The 19,936-nt window shown below is 67.8% G+C and carries 19 protein-coding genes; 11 read left to right on the top strand and 8 right to left on the bottom strand.

What is annotated here, in order from left to right; translation table 11 throughout:
• Positions 1–6: 6 nt before the first annotated feature.
• The 3 genes from AU198_RS07125 to AU198_RS07115 are packed head-to-tail and all read left to right on the top strand — an operon-like array spanning position 7 to position 3,330.
• Positions 7–213, top strand: coding sequence for a heavy-metal-associated domain-containing protein (locus tag AU198_RS07125; protein WP_064347023.1), 207 nt, complete (start codon positions 7–9; stop codon positions 211–213).
• A complete protein-coding gene (locus AU198_RS07120; protein ID WP_064347022.1) occupies positions 213–1,133 on the top strand; it encodes a DUF8832 domain-containing protein in 921 nt (306 codons plus the stop codon). The genes AU198_RS07125 and AU198_RS07120 overlap by 1 nt, the downstream gene beginning before the upstream one ends.
• A complete protein-coding gene (locus AU198_RS07115) occupies positions 1,123–3,330 on the top strand; it encodes a heavy metal translocating P-type ATPase (protein ID WP_064347020.1) in 2,208 nt (735 codons plus the stop codon). Before AU198_RS07120 ends, AU198_RS07115 begins: the two co-directional genes overlap by 11 nt.
• On the opposite strand, the gene AU198_RS07110 is transcribed toward AU198_RS07115, so the two are convergent.
• Both AU198_RS07110 and AU198_RS07105 read right to left on the bottom strand, forming a co-directional pair.
• The gene (locus AU198_RS07110; protein WP_064347156.1) at positions 3,320–3,730 is read right to left on the bottom strand and encodes a hypothetical protein; all 411 of its coding nucleotides are present in this window, start codon (positions 3,728–3,730) and stop codon (positions 3,320–3,322) included. The two genes, AU198_RS07115 and AU198_RS07110, sit on opposite strands and share 11 nt — an antisense overlap.
• Before the next feature lie 133 nt (positions 3,731–3,863).
• On the bottom strand, positions 3,864–4,979 hold the full coding sequence (locus AU198_RS07105) for an adenylate/guanylate cyclase domain-containing protein (RefSeq protein WP_064347019.1): 1,116 nt from the start codon (positions 4,977–4,979) through the stop codon (positions 3,864–3,866).
• Positions 4,980–5,013: 34 nt separating this feature from the next.
• Between AU198_RS07105 and AU198_RS07100 the strand changes: the two genes are divergently transcribed.
• The 3 genes from AU198_RS07100 to AU198_RS07090 all read left to right on the top strand — a co-directional run bounded on the left by AU198_RS07100 (position 5,014) and on the right by AU198_RS07090 (position 6,475).
• Entirely contained in the window at positions 5,014–5,517 is a 504-nt protein-coding gene (locus AU198_RS07100) for a DNA-deoxyinosine glycosylase (protein ID WP_064347018.1), read from the top strand.
• Between the two features lie 62 nt (positions 5,518–5,579).
• On the top strand, positions 5,580–6,017 hold the full coding sequence (locus AU198_RS07095) for an HIT family protein (protein WP_064347016.1): 438 nt from the start codon (positions 5,580–5,582) through the stop codon (positions 6,015–6,017).
• An 11-nt stretch (positions 6,018–6,028) separates the two neighbouring features.
• Positions 6,029–6,475 (top strand): nitroreductase family deazaflavin-dependent oxidoreductase, encoded by a 447-nt coding sequence (locus AU198_RS07090; RefSeq protein ID WP_082690907.1) that lies wholly within the window; start codon positions 6,029–6,031, stop codon positions 6,473–6,475.
• On the opposite strand, the gene AU198_RS07085 is transcribed toward AU198_RS07090, so the two are convergent.
• Both AU198_RS07085 and AU198_RS07080 read right to left on the bottom strand, forming a co-directional pair.
• Complete coding sequence (locus AU198_RS07085; protein WP_064347012.1) at positions 6,472–7,509, bottom strand: LLM class flavin-dependent oxidoreductase; 1,038 nt, start codon at positions 7,507–7,509, stop codon at positions 6,472–6,474. The two genes, AU198_RS07090 and AU198_RS07085, sit on opposite strands and share 4 nt — an antisense overlap.
• A 5-nt stretch (positions 7,510–7,514) precedes the next feature.
• A complete protein-coding gene (locus tag AU198_RS07080) occupies positions 7,515–8,765 on the bottom strand; it encodes an FAD-dependent oxidoreductase (RefSeq protein WP_064347155.1) in 1,251 nt (416 codons plus the stop codon).
• Positions 8,766–8,844: 79 nt separating this feature from the next.
• Between AU198_RS07080 and AU198_RS07075 the strand changes: the two genes are divergently transcribed.
• Positions 8,845–9,438 carry a TetR/AcrR family transcriptional regulator gene (locus tag AU198_RS07075; RefSeq protein WP_082690903.1) on the top strand — a complete coding sequence of 198 codons (594 nt, stop codon included), beginning with the start codon at positions 8,845–8,847 and terminating at the stop codon, positions 9,436–9,438.
• Here the strand turns inward: AU198_RS07075 and AU198_RS07070 are convergent.
• Positions 9,413–10,231: a uracil-DNA glycosylase gene (locus AU198_RS07070; protein ID WP_064347152.1), complete on the bottom strand. Its 819-nt coding sequence runs from the start codon at positions 10,229–10,231 to the stop codon at positions 9,413–9,415. The genes AU198_RS07075 and AU198_RS07070 overlap by 26 nt on opposite strands.
• Positions 10,232–10,314: 83 nt before the next feature.
• On the opposite strand from AU198_RS07070, the gene tap reads away from it, so the two are divergent.
• A complete protein-coding gene (gene tap, locus AU198_RS07065; protein ID WP_064347009.1) occupies positions 10,315–11,544 on the top strand; it encodes a multidrug efflux MFS transporter Tap in 1,230 nt (409 codons plus the stop codon).
• Here tap and AU198_RS07060 read toward each other — a convergent pair.
• Together AU198_RS07060 and AU198_RS07055 are read right to left on the bottom strand one after the other, a co-directional pair.
• Positions 11,541–13,091 carry an acyl-CoA synthetase gene (locus AU198_RS07060; RefSeq protein ID WP_064347007.1) on the bottom strand — a complete coding sequence of 517 codons (1,551 nt, stop codon included), beginning with the start codon at positions 13,089–13,091 and terminating at the stop codon, positions 11,541–11,543. The genes tap and AU198_RS07060 overlap by 4 nt on opposite strands.
• A gap of 49 nt (positions 13,092–13,140) precedes the next feature.
• The gene (locus AU198_RS07055; RefSeq protein ID WP_064347005.1) at positions 13,141–15,759 is read right to left on the bottom strand and encodes a helix-turn-helix transcriptional regulator; all 2,619 of its coding nucleotides are present in this window, start codon (positions 15,757–15,759) and stop codon (positions 13,141–13,143) included.
• Between the two features lie 106 nt (positions 15,760–15,865).
• Here AU198_RS07055 and AU198_RS07050 point away from each other — a divergent pair, with 106 nt between their 5' ends.
• From AU198_RS07050 to AU198_RS07040, 3 genes are all read left to right on the top strand, one after another.
• Entirely contained in the window at positions 15,866–17,230 is a 1,365-nt protein-coding gene (locus AU198_RS07050; RefSeq protein WP_064347004.1) for an FAD-binding oxidoreductase, read from the top strand.
• A 186-nt stretch (positions 17,231–17,416) separates the two neighbouring features.
• A complete protein-coding gene (locus AU198_RS07045) occupies positions 17,417–18,577 on the top strand; it encodes a cytochrome P450 (RefSeq protein ID WP_502689272.1) in 1,161 nt (386 codons plus the stop codon).
• The gene (locus AU198_RS07040; protein WP_064347000.1) at positions 18,577–19,158 is read left to right on the top strand and encodes a TetR/AcrR family transcriptional regulator; all 582 of its coding nucleotides are present in this window, start codon (positions 18,577–18,579) and stop codon (positions 19,156–19,158) included. The genes AU198_RS07045 and AU198_RS07040 overlap by 1 nt, the downstream gene beginning before the upstream one ends.
• A gap of 12 nt (positions 19,159–19,170) precedes the next feature.
• Here the strand turns inward: AU198_RS07040 and AU198_RS07035 are convergent, their stop codons facing one another.
• Positions 19,171–19,887: a siderophore-interacting protein gene (locus AU198_RS07035; protein WP_064346998.1), complete on the bottom strand. Its 717-nt coding sequence runs from the start codon at positions 19,885–19,887 to the stop codon at positions 19,171–19,173.
• Between the last annotated feature and the right edge of the window lie 49 nt (positions 19,888–19,936).

The raw sequence follows: 19,936 nt of genomic DNA, 5'->3' as shown, positions 1-19,936 counted from the left end.
GGCGTCATGGCTACCACCACCGTCACAGTCACCGGAATGACCTGCGAACACTGCGCCGCATCGGTACGCGAGGAACTCGGGGAGGTCCCGGGCGTGAAGTCGGTCGACGTGGATGTCGCCAGCGGAGCGGTGACCATCGACAGTGTCTCGCCCGTCGACGCCGGCGCCATCAGGACCGCCGTGGAAGAGGCCGGCTACCAGCTGGCGAGCTGATGAAGACCGCCCCTCGCGCCGCCGCGTTCATCGCCGCACTCGCGGTGGTGTTCGCAGCATCGATGTGGGTCGGCCGCTCGTTCGGTCCCGAGAGTGATGCCGCGTCAGAGCAGCACTCCGCCGCGCACGACGATCGCGCGCAATCCGCCGAGGCCCCCGGTGGCTTACAGGTGACCGCGAGCGGCTACACGCTCGACGTGGCCCAACCGCTCCCCCCGGCGAACCGAACCTCACCACTGGAGTTCAGGATCCTCGACCGACGCGGCGCTCCGGTGAAGCAGTTCGACGAAACTCACGAGAAGCTGTTGCACCTGATCGTAATTCGCAACGACCTGTCCGCCTTTCAGCACCTTCACCCCGTACTCGATGACCGCGGCACGTGGCGCACTCCCGTCGATTTCAGTCGCGCAGGCGACTACCGCGTCTTCGCCGATTTCGTGCCCACCGGCGGTCCCGCGCTCACCCTCGGCGCCAACGTGCACGTCGCAGGCCCGTACTCCCCCGCGCCACTGCCGGCGGTCGACACGTCGTCGACCGTCGGCGAATACACCGTCACGCTCAGCGGAACCCCGAAAGCCGGTGAGGCATCGACACTTGCGCTGACGGTCCACCGCAACGGCGACCCGGTCGACGATCTGCAGCCGTACCTGGGCGCCTACGGTCACCTCGTCGCGCTGCGCGCCGCCGACCTCGCATACCTGCATGTGCACCCGATGGGTGGACCCGGCGACGCAGGTACAGCGCCGGGGCCGGCCGTCGAGTTCCACACCACGTTCCCCAGCGCGGGGCAGTATCGCCTGTTCCTGGATTTCCAGCACCGCGACGTCGTGCACACGGCCGAATTCACCGTGTCGGTCGATCCGTCCGCACAGCCGGACGTCACCGCGGACGGTCACGGGGAGGCCGGCCATGGCCACTGACACGATCGAGCTGTCGATCGACGGTATGACCTGCGCGTCGTGCGCGAACCGAATCGAGCGCAAGCTCAACAAGATCGACGGTGTGACGGCCACCGTCAACTTCGCCACCGAGAAGGCGCGCGTCGAGTACAGCGCAGACGTGACACCGGAGGCGTTGGTGGCCACCGTCGAAGACGCCGGCTATCAAGCGCACCTGCCGACCGATCAGGCGACCGTCGTCGAAGAGGATCCGACCGCCACGCTGCGGCACCGGCTGCTGGTCTCGCTCGGCCTGAGTGTTCCGGTGATCGCGATGGCGATGATCCCGGCTCTGCAGTTCACGAATTGGCAGTGGCTCTCGCTGACCTTGACGGCACCGGTGGTGGTGTGGGGGGCGTGGCCGTTCCACCGTGCGGCGTGGGCGAACCTGCGCCACGGCAACGCCACCATGGACACGCTGATCTCGATGGGCACGCTCGCCGCGCTGGGATGGTCGGTCTACGCGCTGTTCTGGGGCACCGCGGGAACTCCGGGGATGACGCACGGCTTCGAGCTGTCGCTCTCACGCACCGACGGTTCGGGCAGCGTGTACTTCGAGGTCGCTGCGGGGGTCACGACCTTCATCCTGGCCGGGCGGTATTTCGAAGCGCGCTCCAAGCGGCGCGCCGGCGCGGCGTTGCGCACACTGCTGGAGCTGGGCGCCAAGGACGTCGTGGTCCGCAGAAAGACCGGTGAACAACGGATATCGATCGACCAACTCGGTGTCGGTGACGAATTCGTGGTGCGGCCCGGTGAGAAGATCGCCGCCGACGGTGTGGTCATCGAGGGTGCCTCGGCGGTGGATGCGTCGATGCTGACCGGCGAGGCGGTTCCGGTGGACGTCGGGCCCGGTGACGAGGTCGTGGGTGCAACGGTCAACGTCGACGGCCGACTGGTGGTGCGGGCCAAGCGGATCGGGACCGACACGCAGCTCGCCCAAATGGCGAGACTGGTCGAGGACGCCCAGAGCGGGAAGGCGGACGCACAGCGACTGGCCGACAGGATCTCGGGTGTTTTCGTGCCGATCGTGATCGCCTTGTCGGTTGCGACTCTGGGCTTCTGGTTGGGCACCGGCGGATCGGTCGCGACCGCTTTCACCGCAGCGGTGGCCGTGCTGATCATCGCGTGCCCGTGCGCGCTGGGACTGGCGACGCCGACCGCGCTGATGGTCGGCACGGGACGCGGCGCGCAGCTGGGCATCTTGATCAAGGGACCGGAGGTGTTGGAGTCGACCCGCCGCGTCGACACCATCGTGTTGGACAAGACGGGGACCATCACCACCGGCAGGATGACGTTGATCGATGTCGTCGCCGCAGACGGTGAACAGCCAGACGACGTGCTGCGGATGGCGGGCGCGGTCGAGCACGGTTCCGAGCATCCGATCGCCAGGGCGATCGTGACGGGCGCCCGGGACAAGCTCGGTGAGCTGCCGACGGTTCACGACTTCACCAACCTGCGCGGCCTCGGGGTGCGCGGGCGAATCGACGGCCGCGACGTAACCGTCGGACGGCAACGGCTGCTGTCGTCGCAGCAGCTTCCCGAATCCTTGAAAGCCACGGTGCGACAGGAGCAGTCACAAGGGCGCACCGCTGTCGTCGTCGGATGGGACGGCGCGGCCCGCGGGGTGTTGGTGGTGGCGGATGCGATCAAACCGACGTCGCCCGAGGCGATCTCGCGGCTTCGTGCGCTGGGCCTGAAACCGATCATGGTGACCGGCGACAACGAGGCCGCGGCCCGCACCATCGCCGCCGAGGTGGGCATCGACGAGGTCGTCGCCGAAGTACTGCCGCAGGACAAGGTGGACGCGGTCCAGCGCCTGCAGGCCGACGGCAAGGTGGTCGCGATGGTCGGCGACGGCGTCAACGACGCGGCAGCGCTCGCTCAGGCCGACCTCGGCCTCGCGATGGGCAGCGGCACCGACGTCGCGATCGAGGCCAGCGATCTGACGTTGGTGCGCGACGACCTGAATGCGGTCCCCGACGCGATCCGCCTGTCCCGCCGCACGCTGGCGACGATCAAGGGAAACCTGTTCTGGGCGTTCGCCTACAACGTCGCAGCGTTGCCGTTGGCGGCGGCCGGATTGTTGAACCCGATGATCGCCGGTGCGGCAATGGCATTCAGTTCGGTGTTCGTCGTGAGCAACAGCCTTCGGCTGCGCCGGTTCACCGCTACAGCGTGACGTTGATCGGGCCGAGCATGTCGCAGTTCGGTTCGAGCGCGTCCTGAAAGACCTTGCCGCAGCCGCGTCCGCTCGCGATGTACTGGGCGCCCGGCTGGTACGGCTCGAAGAACACCTGCGCGGCGCCCGGCCCTCGCGCCTGCGTGCACTGCCCCTGAGAGTCGTGACCGGCCCGGTGGACACACGCGACGCTGTACGCCGGCTGGAACGGCGCGCCGCACGCGATGAACGAGACCGTCGCGGTCACCTTGCTCACGCCACCGGTGTTGACGACCTGCGGTGGCGACAGCGTGTACCCGCACGCGGGCTGCGGTGGCTCCGCGTTAGCCGCACCCGCGCCCAGCAGACCGGACGATGCGGCGAACAGCGTGACCAGCACGGCTTTTACGACCCGGTTCATGCCTGGATCGTAGATCACCTACACCGGCAGCCGTTCCGAAATGCAGGCGGTCGTCCTACGGTGCTTCGCTGTCTTTGGGGTGAATCTCTGCATCGGCGGGCTGGAGCCGTACAAATGTTCGCCCCGCACGAGGTCAGCCCGCCCGTCGTACCCGAAACAACTTCACGTCGGATTTGATGCCCTTGAGGTGCCGCGCCCCCGCGAACGAGAACGAGAACCGCTCATCGTCACCGATGGCTTCGCGCGTGGACTCCGAGACGAGTACCGTACCTGGCCGCGCGGCCCCGGTGACGCGGCTCGCGAGGTTCACCGCTCCGCCGAACCAGTCACCGGTGCGGCTTACGGCCATTCCCGTCGCCAAGCCGACGCGCAGCCGCGGGAAGTCCTCGTCGTCGGCGGTCTGCTCGACGAGGGTCAGTGCCGCCTCGAGCAGAGGCACCGGTTCCTGGCTGACGAGCATCACCTCGTCCCCGATCGTCTTGACGAACCGCACGGGCGGGACGGACGCCTCGTGTGCGAGATCGAAAAGCCGGTGTGCGAGCCGTTCGAGGTCCTCCGGCGGCACGGCCTCACCGAGCCGGGTGAAACCGACGAGATCGGCGAACAAGATCGTCACCAGTCGGGCGCCCGGCAGCCGTTGGCCCTTCGCGCGTTCAGAGGCGGTGATCGCCTCGGTCTCCATCAGGTGGCGCAACTGCAACCGCAGCATGTCCTGGATCATCGGACCGAGCAGCGGATCGGCGGTGCGCACCAGGGCCTCGGCGTTCTTGGCGATGACGAGTTCCGATGCGCCCGGGTCGAGCACCGAAGCGAGCCCGGCGTACCGCATCACCTCGGCGGCCTTCGACAGCCCCTCGGCGAGCACGCGGGTGATCTGGATGATCTGGTCCGGCAGGATTCCGATCTCGATGAAACGCTGCGCGTACGCCGCGGCTTCGGCGTCGGCACGCAGGTGGACCTTCGCGTCGGGGTCATCGACGGTGGGCAGCCCCATCGCACGCTGAATACGCTGCAGCAGTTGGAGATCGATGCCGGTCTTCTCGCTGGTCTCCCGGGCCGAGACGTAGACGCCATCGTCGCCGAGGGCCTGGCGCGCGCCGAGGAGCATCGGCAGGAAGGCATTTCGGATCACCTCGACGTCGATGCCCTTGCGCACCAGCCAGGCGATCAGATCGGCGCGCTCAGCGCGCTGGTCACCTTCGAGCCCGTCGAGCAGACCGGACCCTTCGACGTCGAACTCATCGGCCACCGGCCCAACGTATACCGCATGCGATAGTCGAAGGATGGGTTCGCCGGTGCTGTACGGATTGCCGCCGATCGTCGGCGACGGAGCGCATACCTTGATCCTGGGCAATATGCCCAGCGTCATGTCGCTCGCCGCCCAGCAGTACTACGGCAACCCACGCAATGCTTTCTGGCACATCATGGCCGAAGTCTTCGGATTTGCGCCCGACGCGCCGTACGAGCAGCGATGCGCCGCGCTGACGGCTCGCGGGTTCGCCGTCTGGGACGTCCTGCGCTCGTGCCGGCGTGAAGGCAGCCTCGACTCTGCTGTACGGCCGGAGAGCATGGTGCCGAACGACTTTCAGGCCTTCTTCGAACGGCACCGCGGCATCGAACTGGTCCTGTTCAACGGCGCGGCAGCGGAGAAGAACTTCACGCGACTCGTCGAAGTCCCGAGCGATCTGCGTTACCGACGACTGCCGTCGACAAGCCCGGCCCAGACGATGCGATTCGCCGACAAGCTCGCAATCTGGCGCGAGGCCCTTTCCGAGGCCGCGGCTTAGCACACGGACGCCGCCTGCCCGCGAAGACAAGCCCGGGTGGGAGAGCCGCTACCGTGGCAAACATGTCCTGTGTGTTCTGCGCCATCGTCGCCGGCGAGGCCCCGGCCATCCGCATCTACGAGGACGACGACGTTCTCGCCATCCTCGACATCCGCCCGTTCAGCCGCGGCCACACCCTGGTGATCCCGAAGCGACACACGGTCGACCTGACCGACACGCCCCCGGAGACGGTCGCCACCCTGGCGCGGGTGGGTCAGCGGATCGCGCGCGCCGCGCGCCGGTCCGGACTTCACGCCGACGGCAACAATGTGGTGATCAACGACGGCAAGGCCGCGTTTCAGACGGTGTTCCACATCCACCTGCACGTGCTGCCGCGACGGGAGGGCGACAAGCTCTCGTTCGCCAAGAACATGCTCCTTCGCCGCGATCCGGACCGGGAGGAGTCGGGGCGGCTGCTGCGCGAAGCCCTGGCGGAACTCGACTCGGCTGCGCAAGACTGAGCCCCATGAGCATGCCCTGGTACGAGAAGTACATCGGTTACCCGATGCTGTTGCTGCACGACAAGCTCTACAAGGGCACCAACGGCCGCATCGGCCACACCATCCCGGGCGCACCGCGGATGTTGATCCTGCACACGGTCGGCGCGAAAACCGGTCTGCAGCGGTCCAATTCGCTCGCCTACGCCCGCGACGGAGACGACTACCTGGTGGTCGCGTCCAAGGGCGGCGAGCCGAAAGCCCCCGGGTGGTATCACAACCTCAAGGCCGACCCGAACGTCGAGATCAACGTCGGGCCCAAACGCGTCAAGGTGACCGCCACGCCTGTCACTCAGGACGATCCGGACTTCCCGCGGCTGTGGAGGATCGTCAACGACATGCCCGGCAACAAGGATCGCTACATCGGCTACCAGAAGCGGACGTCCCGTCCGATCCCGGTGGTCAGGTTGACCCCCGCCTAGAACAACTCCTTGGCCAGCAGTTCCAGTGTCTTGTCGCGGGCCGGCGCGGTCGCCGGATCGGTACCGCGGCGGGCCGAGGCCACCGGGTTGATCATGACCTCGTCGACGCCGAACCGGTCGGCCAGCGCGCGCACCTGCTCGGCCGCCTCGGTCGGATCGCCCACGACGGCTCGTCCGAAGGCGGCTTCGGCGATGCGCTGCGCCTGCGGTGCGAGCTGCTGCTGTTGGGCGTCCTCGACGAGATCCAGCGGGCCCAACGGCTGACCGGTGCGCAGCCGCGCCATCATCTGCAGGTTGGGCAATGCCAAAGCCTCTGCCTCATCGCGTGTTTCGGCCACCACCGCGTTGACGGTGAGGAACGTGACGGGTTCGGGCGCCAGGTCGCTGGGCCGGAACTCCGAGCGGTACACGTCGAGGGCCTCGGCGGTGCCCTGGCCGGAGAAGTGGTGGGCGAACACGTACGGCAGCCCCTTCGCCGCGGCCAGGTGTGCCGAGTACATCGAGGACCCCAGCAGCCACAGCTTCGGTTCGGTCACCGCGGCGGGGGTGGCCTTGAGGACGTAATGCTGGTTCGGGATCGGCACGCGCACCCCGCGCGCGCTCATCAGCGCGACGACGTCGTCGAGATAGTCGGGGAAGGCCTCGATGTCACGATCGTCGCGACCGGCGGCGCCGCGCAGCGCCATCGACGTCACCGGGTCCGAGCCCGGCGCGCGGCCGATGCCGAGGTCGATGCGTCCCGGATGGGCCGCCTCCAGCAGTGCGAACTGCTCGGCGACGGCCAGGGGTGCGTGGTTCGGCAGCATCACACCGCCGGACCCCACCCGCAGGTGTTCGGTGTGTGCGGCCAGGTGCGCGATGAGCACCGGCGGGCTGGTCGCCGCCACCGAGGGCATGTTGTGGTGCTCGGCGACCCAGAAGCGGGTGTAGCCGAGGCGGTCGGCGGTCTGCGCGAGCCGCGTCGACGCTGCCAGCGCGTCGGAGGTCGACTGGTCGGTGCGCACCGGCACGAGATCGAGGACTGAGAGACGCATGGTCCTCACAACGCATTTGAGCGCATAGACGTTCCCCGTACCCCGTCTACCAGCGCTTCCGGGTTGGGTTGTTGTTGCAGGAGGTGCTGGATGGGACGCAGAGCGCGTTCGACGCTCATCACGCGCATCGCGAGCTCGCGGGCGACGGCCAGTGTCCGGCTGCGGCGGAACATCACCTTCGCGAGTTGCCGCGAGTTGTCCTGGGCCGCCTCGACGCGGGGACGCTGTGCGCGTTCGTAGGCGCGCAGCAGCTCAACGAGTGCGATGCGGGGCGCGTGGCGGAGCATGCGGCTGAGCACCCACGCCGACTCCATCGCCATGCCCGCCCCCACTCCCGCGGTCGGCAGGAACCCGGCCGCCGCATCACCGAGCAGGACGGTGTGCCCGGTGGTCCAGCGCGGCGCGCGGCAGTCGGTCAGCGACCAGTAGTACGGATCCGGGTCGGTCGCCACGGCGGCCATCGCGCGGTCCAGGCGGGGGTCGACGGTCTTCAGGTCACGGCGCATCGATGTGACGAAGGGCGCGGGACCCGCCGCGGTGTCCTCTCGCGGCCCGCCGAGAAACACGCCGAGCGCATCGGCCACCGGATACATCGCGACCATGCCGCGGGCTCCCCACAGCTCCTCACCGAGGTCTGGGTCGCCTTCGTCGGGCGCCCACACCACCCAGCCGCCCCAGCCGGTGTCCACCCATTCCACAGGTTGCCCGTCGAGCACGAGATCGCGTGTCTTCGAATGCATTCCGTCGGCGATCACGACGAGATCGAAGTGCATGCGGTGATCGCCGCCGTGGCTCCGCACGCGGACGTCGACGCCGGCCGACGTCTCGGCCAGGTCCGTGACCACCGCGTCGTACGTCACCGGGCAACCCGCACCGGCGAGCACGTCGATCAGCGGCCCGCGGGCAATGCCGCGGTAGTCGCCGTAGCGCGACATCAGGTCGACGGTCGAGTCCGTCCGCAACAAGCGACCGTTGTGGCCGCGCACAGCGTACCGCTTGAGCGGCACGCTCGCCGCGCGGTACGCGTCACGCACTGCGAGGTCGTCGAGTGCCGCGTCGACCATGGGCATCAACGCGAGCATGTAGCCCTGCGCGGGTGCACTTTCGGCGCGCTCGATCAGGACAGGATGCCGACCGTCGCCGCGCAGTAGCTGCGCAGCCGTGACCCCGGCGATTCCGGCGCCGACAACCAGAATTCGCAAATCATCTGCGGTCGCCCGTTCGTATTGCTTTTCAAGGCTCGTCGGACTCAACATGTTCTCGACGTTACCATTGTGTGGACCGGGTGGTCCACACTTGCTATCGTGAGGTGTGACCTCGGCAAGGATCGCGCGCATGCCTGCGGAGAGACGTCGTCGGCTGGTGGAGACGGCTGCCCTCGAATTCGGTTCTGCCGGTTATGAACGCGCCTCGCTCAACCGGATCATCGAGCAGTGTGCGATGAGCAAGAGCTCGTTCTATTACATTTTGTCGTCGAAGGCGGAACTCTACGAATTCGTCCTGCAGGAATTGATCGCCGAGGTCGCGGCCGAGGTTGACGTCGTCGAGCCCGAACAATTCGCGGGAACCGAATTCTGGTCGAAAGTGGAGCGATATTTCGCGAACCTCATAGCGGTTTCGCAGCGCGAACACAGTTTCCTGCTGCTGGGACGGATGTTCTACCTGCAGGTCCCCGATCCGGCGAGAACCGCCGTCGACAGGACGCTCGGCGCCGTCCGGGAGTGGGTGCACGAGGTGCTGCGCGTCGGTCGCCGATGCGGGGCCGTGCGCACCGACCTGCCGGAGCCGTTGCAGGCCGAGCTGGTCTTCGCCATCCTGCAGGTGTTCGACGAGTGGACCATCGCGCACTATGCCGACTTCTCGGCGTCGGCCCTGCAGGACCTGGCCGTAGCGCAGTTCGCGACTATCCGCCGGACGCTAGCGCCTTAGCGGTGCGGAAAACGTCATCGAACATCTGCGGGGTCAGCTTGCCGGTGAACGTGTTCTGCTGGCTGGGGTGATAGCAGCCCACCAGGGTGACGCCGCCCATCTCGGCGGTGGCACCGTGGCCGAACTTCGGCGCGGGCACCGGCACCGGTACGCCGCCCGTGCGCAGCATCTGCAGCGCCGCCCGCCAGGCGAACCCGCCGAGCGCGACCACCACGCGCACGTGCGCCGCCGTCAACCGCCATTCGGCGTCCAGCCACGGAGCGCAGGTGGCCCGTTCGGCGGGTGTCGGCGCATTGGCCGGCGGTGCGCAGCGCACGGCGGCGGCCACGCGGGTTCCGTTGAGCGCCAACCCGTCTGCCGCGTCCACGCACAGCGCCTGGTTCGCCAGGCCCACACGGTGCAGCGCCGCGAACAGGAAATCGCCCGACCGGTCGCCGGTGAAGATCCTGCCGGTGCGATTGGCCCCGTGGGCCGCGGGTGCAAGGCCGACGACGAACACCTTCGGCCGCGATGATCCCCAGCCGGGAGCCGGACGGCCCCAGTACGGCTCGTCGGCGAACGACCTGCGCTTGACGACGGCGGCCTCCTCCCGCCACTCGACCAGACGGGGACAGGCCCGGCACACCGACACCTCGGCGTCGAGCTCGGTGAGCGACTGCGTCGCCGCCGCCATCGAGACGACGTGCGCGGCAGTCGTCGCGACGGCGGTCTGTGGTGTGGCGGGGTCACCCGGCCAGCCGGAGCCGGGAGGAACCGGCGACTCGAACCGCACACCGGTCCGCGGGTGAGGCAGGAGTTGCACAGCTCCACTGTGCCCGGTGAGAAATTCCGATGCCGAGCGGGCCTGCACGCTGTTAGATTCTGCCGCGATAACTCATGATGAATAGCCGGCGCGGTCCCCTGCTGCTGATTTTCTTCGCCGCGCTCACGGCCGGTGCCGGCAACGGAATCTCGCTCGTCGCGTTCCCATGGCTGGTGTTGCAGCGCAACGGTTCTGCGCTCGACGCCTCGATCGTGGCAATGGCGGGTTCACTGCCGCTGCTGGTGGCGACGCTGATCGCGGGGGCCGCGGTGGACTATCTGGGCCGGCGGCTGGTCTCTATGGTCTCCGACGCGCTGTCCGCGCTGTCGGTGGCCGCCGTGCCCGTGCTGGCCCTGACGTTCGGAGTGGAGGCCGTCAACGTCGCGGTGCTCGCCACGTTGGCCGCGCTGGGCGCCTTCTTCGACCCGGCGGGAATGACCGCTCGCGAGACGATGCTGCCCGAAGCGGCAGCGCGCGCCGGGTGGACGCTGGACCGCGCCAACAGCGTCTACGAGGCGGTGTTCAACCTCGCCTACATCGTCGGACCGGGCATCGGCGGCCTGCTGATCGCCACGCTGGGCGGCATCAACACGATGTGGGTCACCGCGTCGGCGTTCGTGGTATCGATAGTCGCGATCGCGCTGCTGCGGCTGGAAGGAGCCGGAACGCCGGACCGCACGTCATTGCCCGAGGGGGTGTGGGCGGGCGTCGTGGAGGGGCTGAGGTTCGTCTGGCGCAACAGGGTCCTGCGCACGCTGGCGGTCGTCGACCTCGTGGTGACCGGGCTCTACATGCCGATGGAGTCGGTCCTGTTCCCCAAGTACTTCACCGACCGCGACGAACCCGTGCAACTCGGTTGGGTGCTGATGGCGTTGAGCATCGGCGGCCTGGTGGGAGCGCTCGGTTATGCGGTGTCGTCGAAGTACATCAACCGGAGGGTGACGATGTTGACCGCGGTGCTGACGCTCGGCGTCGCAATGACGGTCATCGCGTTCCTGCCACCGCTACCGCTGATCCTGGTCCTCTCGGCGATCGTCGGCCTGTTCTACGGGCCGATCCAACCGATCTACAACTACGTCATGCAGACGAGGGCGCCGCAGCACCTGCGGGGCCGGGTGGTGGGCGTGATGGGATCGCTGGCCTACGCGGCGGGCCCGCTCGGACTGATCATCGCCGGGCCGCTGGCCGACTCGGCAGGTTTGCATGTGACGTTCCTGGCGCTCGCGCTGCCGATGCTGCTGCTGGGCATCATCGCCGTGTTCCTGCCCGCACTCCGCGAACTCGACCGCCCGCCAACGGTTTAGCGGGCCGGGGTATCGAATTGCCTACGCAAGGCGGTCTTGAGCACTTTCCCTGACGCGTTGCGTGGTAGCTCGGGCATGCACTCCACCCGGGTGGGGCATTTGAAGTGGGCCAGGCGCGCACGCGCGTAATCGATCAGCTCGTCGCCGGTGATCTGGGCACCGTCTTTGAAAACGACCACCGCGATCGGCGTTTCTCCCCATTTGGGGTCCGGGACGCCCACCACCGCCACCTCGTTGACCGCGGGATGGCGATAGAGGACCTGCTCGACCTCGACCGGGTAGACGTTCTCACCCCCGCTGATGATCATGTCGTTCTTGCGGTCGACGAGGGTGATGAAGCCGTCCGCGTCCATGCGGCCCAGATCGCCGGTGTGAAACCAGCCGCCACGGACCGCTTCGGCGGTCACATCCGGCTTCAACCAGTAACCCGTGAAAACTGCCGGACCGCGGACGACGACTTCGCCGACGGTGTCAGTGGGCACGTCGCGGTCCTGCTCATCGACGACGCGGGCTTGCACGTGGAACAGCGCCCGGCCGACCGAGCCGGATTTCTCCCTGACGTGATCGGCGTCGAGCAGTGTGACGCCGCCTGTTTCGGTCAGACCGAAGCTCTCCTGGAACGGCACGCCGCGGCCCTGGAAGTACTCGATCACCGGCAGCGGACACGGAGCCCCGGCGCTGACGGCCAATTCGAGCGCCGACAGGTCATAGGATTCGAAATCCGGTACGGCCATCAGTGCCGCCCACATCGCCGGGACGAAAAACTGGACGGTGACGCGCTCGCGCGCCATCGCGGCTAGCGTCCGCACCGGATCGAAGCCAGGAAGTAGTACGTTCGTGCCGCCGACGTAAATCAGCGGCAGCGTGTGCACGCTGAGCCCACCGATGTGAAACAACGGCGCCGCGGTGACGGTTCGGTCTCCTTCGTGTAGCCCGCGCCCGGCGGTCACACCGTTGAGCGTGTTCCAGAACACGTTGTCATGGGTCAGCATCGCACCCTTGGGGCGGCCTGTAGTCCCGGAGGTGTAGGGGAGACAACACAAGTCGGTGCCGGCTATCGAGACGTCCACGGGACGGTCCTGGCCGCTGGCTAGAAACAGCTCGAACTCCGTTTCCCCGTCCTCGGCGTCACCACCGACCACCACTCGGGTACTGACATGCACACCTTCGCCGGCGCACGCCGCGCGTGCGACTGCCGCGAACATCCCTGACCACACGAAGGAAACTGCACCGGAATCACATAACAGGTAAGCGACTTCCGGAGCGGTGAGCCGAAAATTGATGGGCACGAATACGGCGCCGAGTTTTGCGGTGGCGAACAGCGTCTCCAGAAAGGCGCAGCTGTTTATCATGAGCCCCGCCACGCGGTCGCCCTTGCGCACGCCCGACGCGCGCAAAGCCTGCGCCAGCCGATCGGTCCGACAGTCGAATTCGCTGAAGGTGAGCCGTCGGTCCCCGTCGATCAAAGCCACCCGATCGCCGCACAGCGACGCACGGCGAGTCGCCCAGTGGCCGAATCCCGCCTCACGGTCGTGGACCGTATCCATGGGCGGGCTCTTTCCAGAAGCGCCTTCCATCGGTGGGCGATCGCTGTTTTCAGCCACCGGGAACCGGTCCTCGTCTGCAGATCGCCGCGAGTTCGTCTCGGGAACTCGCCCCCACCCGTTGGCATGCGCGATAGATGTGGCCCTCGACGCTGCGCACCGACATCACCAGCCGGTCGGCGATCTCGCGGTTGGACAATCCGGCCACCACGAACTCGACGATCTCGCGTTGACGGCCGGTCAACGGTTGACCGGCCGGAACCCTCAGGGCCGGTGTGCACAGTCCCCCGCACGCATCGCTGAGTTCCTTGGCCACGGCGGCTGCATACAGGCCCCGCTTGCGGTGCTGGCCGCGGGTGAATGCGACCGCCGCCTGTGCGGCGGCGTCGGCGGCGGCGGCGCGGTCGCCGATGGACCGGTAGGCGTCGGCGGCCGCGAGCAACCCTTCTCCGTCGTCGGCGGCAAGCGCTTCCGCATGGCGCGCAACGGCATCGGCCAACGGCAGCCGGAGTTCGCCGGCAAGCTCACGTGCGAGCGTGGCACACGATGTGTCGCCCCACTGCGCCGCCGCCTGATGGCACGCCAGCTCGTGGGTGGGCTGGCGGCGCGTGCGGGCTTGTGACGCCGCCGATCGCACGGTGGCGATGGCGTCGGCGACGCATCCGTTGGCCACCAACGACCATCCGGTGGCGATGCTCAACGCCGTCTGCATGAACACGTAGTCGGACGGCACACTCTCCCGCGCGTCGGCGATCACGTCCTCGGCCGCCTGCCCTTCACCGAGTTTCGCGTAGGCCTCCGCCAGGCCGAAACAGGTCGCCGGCCGCAAACCGCTTGTCACACCGTGCCTTTGCACACCGGCCAAAGCCTCGCGCAACAAAGTCACCGCAGCGCGGGCGTTGCCCCGCATGAGTTCGGCGTTTCCCAGCAGCGACGCCAGATTGGCGTAGGCCAGGCTCGGCATCTCTTTGGCCGAGTCGGCCACTCGCCGCGCCATTGCCTCACATTCGCCGATGTGCCCGGTCAGCCGGCAGGCGCGGGCGTACACGCTGGCGAACCAGAACCGCATGTGTGACGCCTGAAATGACGTCATCGCCCGATTCATCGCCGACTCCGCGACGGCGGTCAGTTCGTCGGCCAGGCCGAGCGCCCCCAGCGCCATCGTCAGCGCCACCGAGGCCAACATCGCGTCGAAGTCGGTCAGCAGCCCCGACTCCAGTGCCGCCGTGGCCTTTTGGACTGCGGCGTCACATCGCGCCGATGCGGCATCGACGCACGCTTCGGCGGCCATGCGCGCGAACTGCTCGGCCGTCGACTCGGGTCCCGAAGCCAGCCCGGCCAGCACCGCGGACGCTTCTTCGATACGGCCCAGCATCCAGATCAGGTTGGCCGCCCTCAGAACCGACCATCGGTGTGCGCTTGCCGCGCTTTGGCCGGCCATCCGACTCAGCACGTCCTCGGCCTGGTCGCCCCGACCGAGCAGGAACAGGTTCAACGCGCGCAACCCGGGTGCCTCGGCGGCACCGGCGTCGGCCGCCGCGGTTGCGAACCGGTCGGCGAGTTCGAGGTCGAGCAGTGTCATCGCGCCACGCGCCGCCGTCAGGAAGACGTCGGGATCCGGTGCCAGGTCTGATTCGAGCGCGAGCAGGGCCCGCCGCACGGTCGCCTGAACGTCGAGCTCGCGGTCTTGGGCGAGCCGGGTGGCCAACCTGCCGCGAATCCTCGACAGGTGCATCTCGCCCGCTGTCGCGCGCCGCAATTCGCCGAACAGCGGATGGGCCAGGCGGGCCACCAGATCTGCTCCGCTTCGCTCGACGGTCACCAGCCGCATCCGTTCGGCCGCCTCCAGCGCGTCCCGGTCCACGACGTCGCACAGGGTGGCGACCGGCAGTGGTTCGCATTGCGACAGTGTGTCGACGACGAGGGCGACATCGGGGGTGAGTTCGCGCAGTTGGCGCCCGACCATGTCGCTGATGCTCTGCGACACCGCGAGATCGCCGTCCCACATCCATACCCCCGCCGTCTGCCGCATCCGGCCGGCGTCGATCTGGTCTTTGACCAACTGGTTCAGGAAGAGGGCGTTGCCACCGGTCAGCTTCCAGAACCGCTGAGCGCTACGGGCGTCGACGAACCCGCCCAGGCTCTGCTCGATCATGCCGCGGGCCGCGTCGACGGACAGCGGCGCAAGGTCGAGGCGGACGAGAAGTCCGTCCTTCCACAGCGCGGTGATCGCATCGGGTTCGTCGGCGCCCGAACGGACGGTGACGACCAGGCGGGCCGCCCGGGTCTGCGCGAGCTGGTGCACCACGTGCGCCGACAGCCCGTCGAGCAGATGCGCGTCGTCGACACCGATCAGGGTGCGGCCGCGACGTTGTTGGGCCACAAGGGAATTGACCAGCTGACGCACGTTGGGCAGCGGATCGGCGACGGCGTCGTCGATTACCGCGGTGAACGCACCCAGCGGCAGCGCCTTCGCGGATTCGGTGCCGACGATCCAGTTCGTTCGCTCCCCGCCGCGTTCAGCGAGCCGAAGCACCTCACGTGCGAGCCGGGTCTTGCCCACCCCGGCGGCTCCGACGATCACCACGCCGGATGTGTCGCTGCCCCCGAGTGCGCGGCGAATGATCGCCAGTTCGCCGTCACGTCCCGCCAGCGGCTCCCCGCTGATCACGGCGGAACTATATCCCGCAGTTCCGCTACCTGCGCGTGTTTTCGAGCCACCGTGGACCTGCTCACGGCGCGGGCCTGTCCACGGCGCGGGCTCGTACCATGGCGCTGTGAAGTCACCCCTGGTTGACCTGGTCGACGCGCTGCCCGAGGGAGCCCTCGTCACCGATCCGGACATCCTGGGCTCCTACCGGCAGGACCGGGCGTTCGACCCGAACGCGGGAACACCGCTTGCGGTGGTACGGCCGCGCAGCACCGAAGACGTGCAGGCGGTCCTGCGCTGGGCGACCGTCAACAAGATCGCGGTGGTGCCCCGCGGCATGGGCACCGGCCTGTCGGGCGGCGCATCGGCCCTCGACGGCGCCATCGTGCTGACGACCGAGAAGATGCGTGACATCACCGTCGACCCGTTGACCCGCACCGCCGTCGTCCAGCCCGGTCTGCTCAACGCCGAGGTCAAGAAGGCCGTCGCCGAGTTCGGGTTGTGGTACCCCCCGGACCCCTCGTCGTTCGAGATCTGCAGTATCGGCGGCAATGTCGCCACCAACGCCGGTGGTCTGTGCTGCGTGAAGTACGGCGTCACAACGGATTACGTGCTCGGACTGCAGGTGGTGCTCGCCGACGGCACGGCGGTGCGGCTCGGCGGTCCACGGCTCAAGGACGTCGCCGGGCTCCCGCTGACCAAGTTGTTCGTCGGCAGCGAGGGCACGCTCGGCGTGGTGACCGAGGTGACGCTGAAATTGCTACCGGCACAGTCGGCGGCGTGCACGGTGGTCGCGGCATTCGGCTCCGTGGAAGCAGCGGCCGCGGCCGTCGTCGCGATCACGGCCAAGATCCGGCCCTCGATGCTGGAGTTCATGGACTCGGCCGCCATCAACGCCGTCGAGGACAAACTGAAGATGGGCCTCGACCGCAACGCCGCCGCGATGCTGGTGGCCGCCTCCGACGACCGCGGCCCATCGGGCGCCGAGGACGCCCGCTTCATGGCCGACGTCTTCACCGAACACGGTGCGAAGGAAGTCTTTTCGACATCGGACCCCGAGGAGGGCGAGGCCTTCGTCGCCGCCCGGCGGTTCTGCATTCCGGCCGTCGAATTGAAGGGCTCGCTGCTACTCGAGGACGTCGGAGTTCCGTTGCCCGCGTTGGCCGATCTGGTCGGCGGCGTGGCCAAGATCGCGAACAACCACGATTTGCTGATCTCGGTGATCGCGCACGCGGGCGATGGCAACACGCACCCGCTGATCGTCTACGACCCCACCGATCCCGCGATGACCGAACGCGCGCACCAAGCGTTCGGCGAGATCATGGACCTTGCCGTGAGCCTGGGCGGCACGATCACCGGCGAACACGGGGTCGGCAGGCTCAAGCGGCCGTGGCTGGCCGGTCAGATCGGCCCGGAGGCGATGGAACTCAACCGGCGGATCAAGCAGGCGCTCGATCCGGACAACATCCTCAATCCGGGCGCGGGAATCTGACGTCGGGACCGACGTAATGGCTGCTGATCAGCTCGATCCGCGACCAATCCGTCGGTTTCGCGGTCGATACTATTGACAGGTTCGCGCATAGTGTCGTACGAATGAGACGTGACGGCTACCCTGTCTCATGACACGCCGGTTCGATTCCAGCTCGCCGACGCAGACACATGGGCCGATCCGTGGCCGATGTACCGAGCGCTGCGTGACCGTGATCCCGTGCACCACGTGGTGCCGCGCGACCGGCCCGACCACGACTACTACGTCATGTCGAGACATGCCGACATCTGGGCCGCCGCGCGTGATCACGAGACGTTCTCCTCGGCTCAGGGGCTCACCGTCAACTACGGCGAGCTCGAACTGATCGGCCTGGCCGACAATCCGCCGATGGTGATGCAGGACCCGCCCGTACACACCGAGTTCCGCAAGCTGGTGGCGCGGGGCTTCACGCCGCGGCAGGTCGAGGCGGTCGAGCCCAAAGTCCGCGAATTCGTCGTCGAGCGGATCGAGCGGTTACGGGCCAACGGTGGCGGGGACATCGTCGCCGAACTGTTCAAGCCCCTGCCGTCCATGGTGGTCGCGCACTATCTCGGCGTACCTGAGGCCGACCGCGGCAAGTTCGACTGCTGGACCGACGCGATCGTGGCCGCCAACACCGCCGACGGTGGGCTCGGCGGTGCGCTGGAGACGCTCGGCGACAACCTCGGCGAGATGATGGCCTACTTCACCGATCTCATCGAACGCCGGCGAGTTGAACCAGAGGACGACACCGTGTCACATCTGGTGGCCGCGGGTGTGGGGGCCGCCGGCGACATCGCCGGTGTGCTCTCGATCCTCGCCTTCACCTTCACGATGGTCACCGGCGGCAACGACACCACCACCGGCATGCTGGGCGGCTCGGTGCAGCTGCTTCACCAGCGACCCGACCAACGCCGCCTGCTAGTCGAAAACCCGGATCTCATACCGGATTCCGTCGACGAGTTCCTACGCATGACCTCACCGGTGCAGGGGCTGGCCCGCACCGTCACCCGCGACGTGACGGTGGCCGACACCACGATCCCGGAGGGCAGGCGGGTGTTGTTGCTGTACGCATCGGCCAACCGCGACGAACGCCAATTCGGCGACGGCGCATCCGAACTCGACGTGACACGCAGACCGCGCAACATCCTGACCTTCAGCCACGGCGCGCACCACTGCCTGGGCGCGGCGGCCGCGCGTATGCAGTCCCGCGTCGCGCTGACCGAACTGCTGACGCGCATACCCGACTTCGCGGTCGACGAGAGCGGAATCGTCTGGGCCGGCGGCAGTTATGTGCGACGGCCGCTGTCCGTCCCGTTCGAGGTCGCCTGATGGCCGGCGACTGGTTGGCCGCGCGGCGCACCGAGGTGGCCGCGGACCGCATCCTCGACGCCGCGGGCGAGCTGTTCACCCAGAAAGAGGCCGCCACCGTCGGCATGAACGAGATCGCCTCTGCGGCAGGGTGTTCTCGGGCCACGCTGTACCGCTACTTCGAGAACCGAGAGGCGCTCTACACCGCGTATGTCCACCGGGAGAGCTACCGGCTGTACCGCGAGATGACCGAACAGATCAACGCGCTGACCGATCCGCGTGAGAGGTTGATCGAGGGCATGCTGGCCTCACTGCGCAACGTGCGCGAAAGCCCCGCCCTGTCATCGTGGTTCGCCACGACCCAGCGACCCATCGGCGCGGAGATGGCCGAGGAGTCCGAGGTGATCAAGGCACTGACCGAGGCGTTCGTCATCTCGCTCGGTCCCGACGACCCAGAACTGGTCGCGCACCGCTCGCGCTGGCTGGTGCGGGTGATGACCTCGCTGATGCTGTTCCCCGGTCACGATGAGGACGACGAACGGTCGATGCTCGAGGAGTTCGTCGTACCGATCGTGCTGCCCAGTCGTCAGGCCACCCAGTAGCGCCCGGAGCCGTCAGGCCACCCAGTAAGCCTGGGCCTTGATCGACTTCTTCGAGATCTTGTACTCCTCGCGGAAGACCTTGACCACCGCGCGGGTGGTGCGGTTGTCGCAGGCGACCCATCCGAAGTGGTCGGGGGCCTCGAACGCCGCCGCGGCCACCGCTTCCACCAGTGCTTCGCCGGCGTTCTTGCGGTCCACCCACATCACGTCGGTGCTGCGGGCGACGGGTAGCTGACGGTCGTCGTCGTGCGCCGCCTCCAAGAACACCCGCGCCGGGGCGTCGCCGATCGCGGTCAGCAACGAGTTGATGGCGGGCAGCGAGGCGGTGTCGCCGACGATCACGTAGCCGGCAGGCGGTGGTTCGGGCAGCGTGAAGTTGCTGCCGAGCACCGTGACCTCGATCGTGTCGCCAGGTTGGGCGTTCTCCGCCCAATGCGAGGCGATGCCGTCGTGCAGGGCGAACTCGATGTCGACCGTGTCGGCCGCGGGGTTCGGGTCGACCAGGGTGTAGCCGCGCTGGTGCAGCTTCTCACCATCGGCGAACCACATGCGGATCCACATCGTCGGGTGCAGCGGCGAGCCTTCGAGCATGCCGCCGGCGTCGAAGCTCAGCCGCAGGTAGTGCGGGCTGATCTCCCGCTTACCCGTCACGGTCAGCCGATAGTCGCCGGCGCGCAGCAGCTTGAGCACCGCGCCTTGAAAACCGCGCGTTGGCTTCTTGTCCGACATAACGAGCCCTCCGTGTCGCTGTTGCGGTTAGGCTACCCTAAGCCGTGAG

Source organism: Mycobacterium sp. GA-1199, from assembly GCF_001500045.1.
Taxonomy (GTDB): Bacteria; Actinomycetota; Actinomycetes; order Mycobacteriales; family Mycobacteriaceae; genus Mycobacterium.
This window is presented reverse-complemented; position numbering and strand designations above follow the sequence as displayed.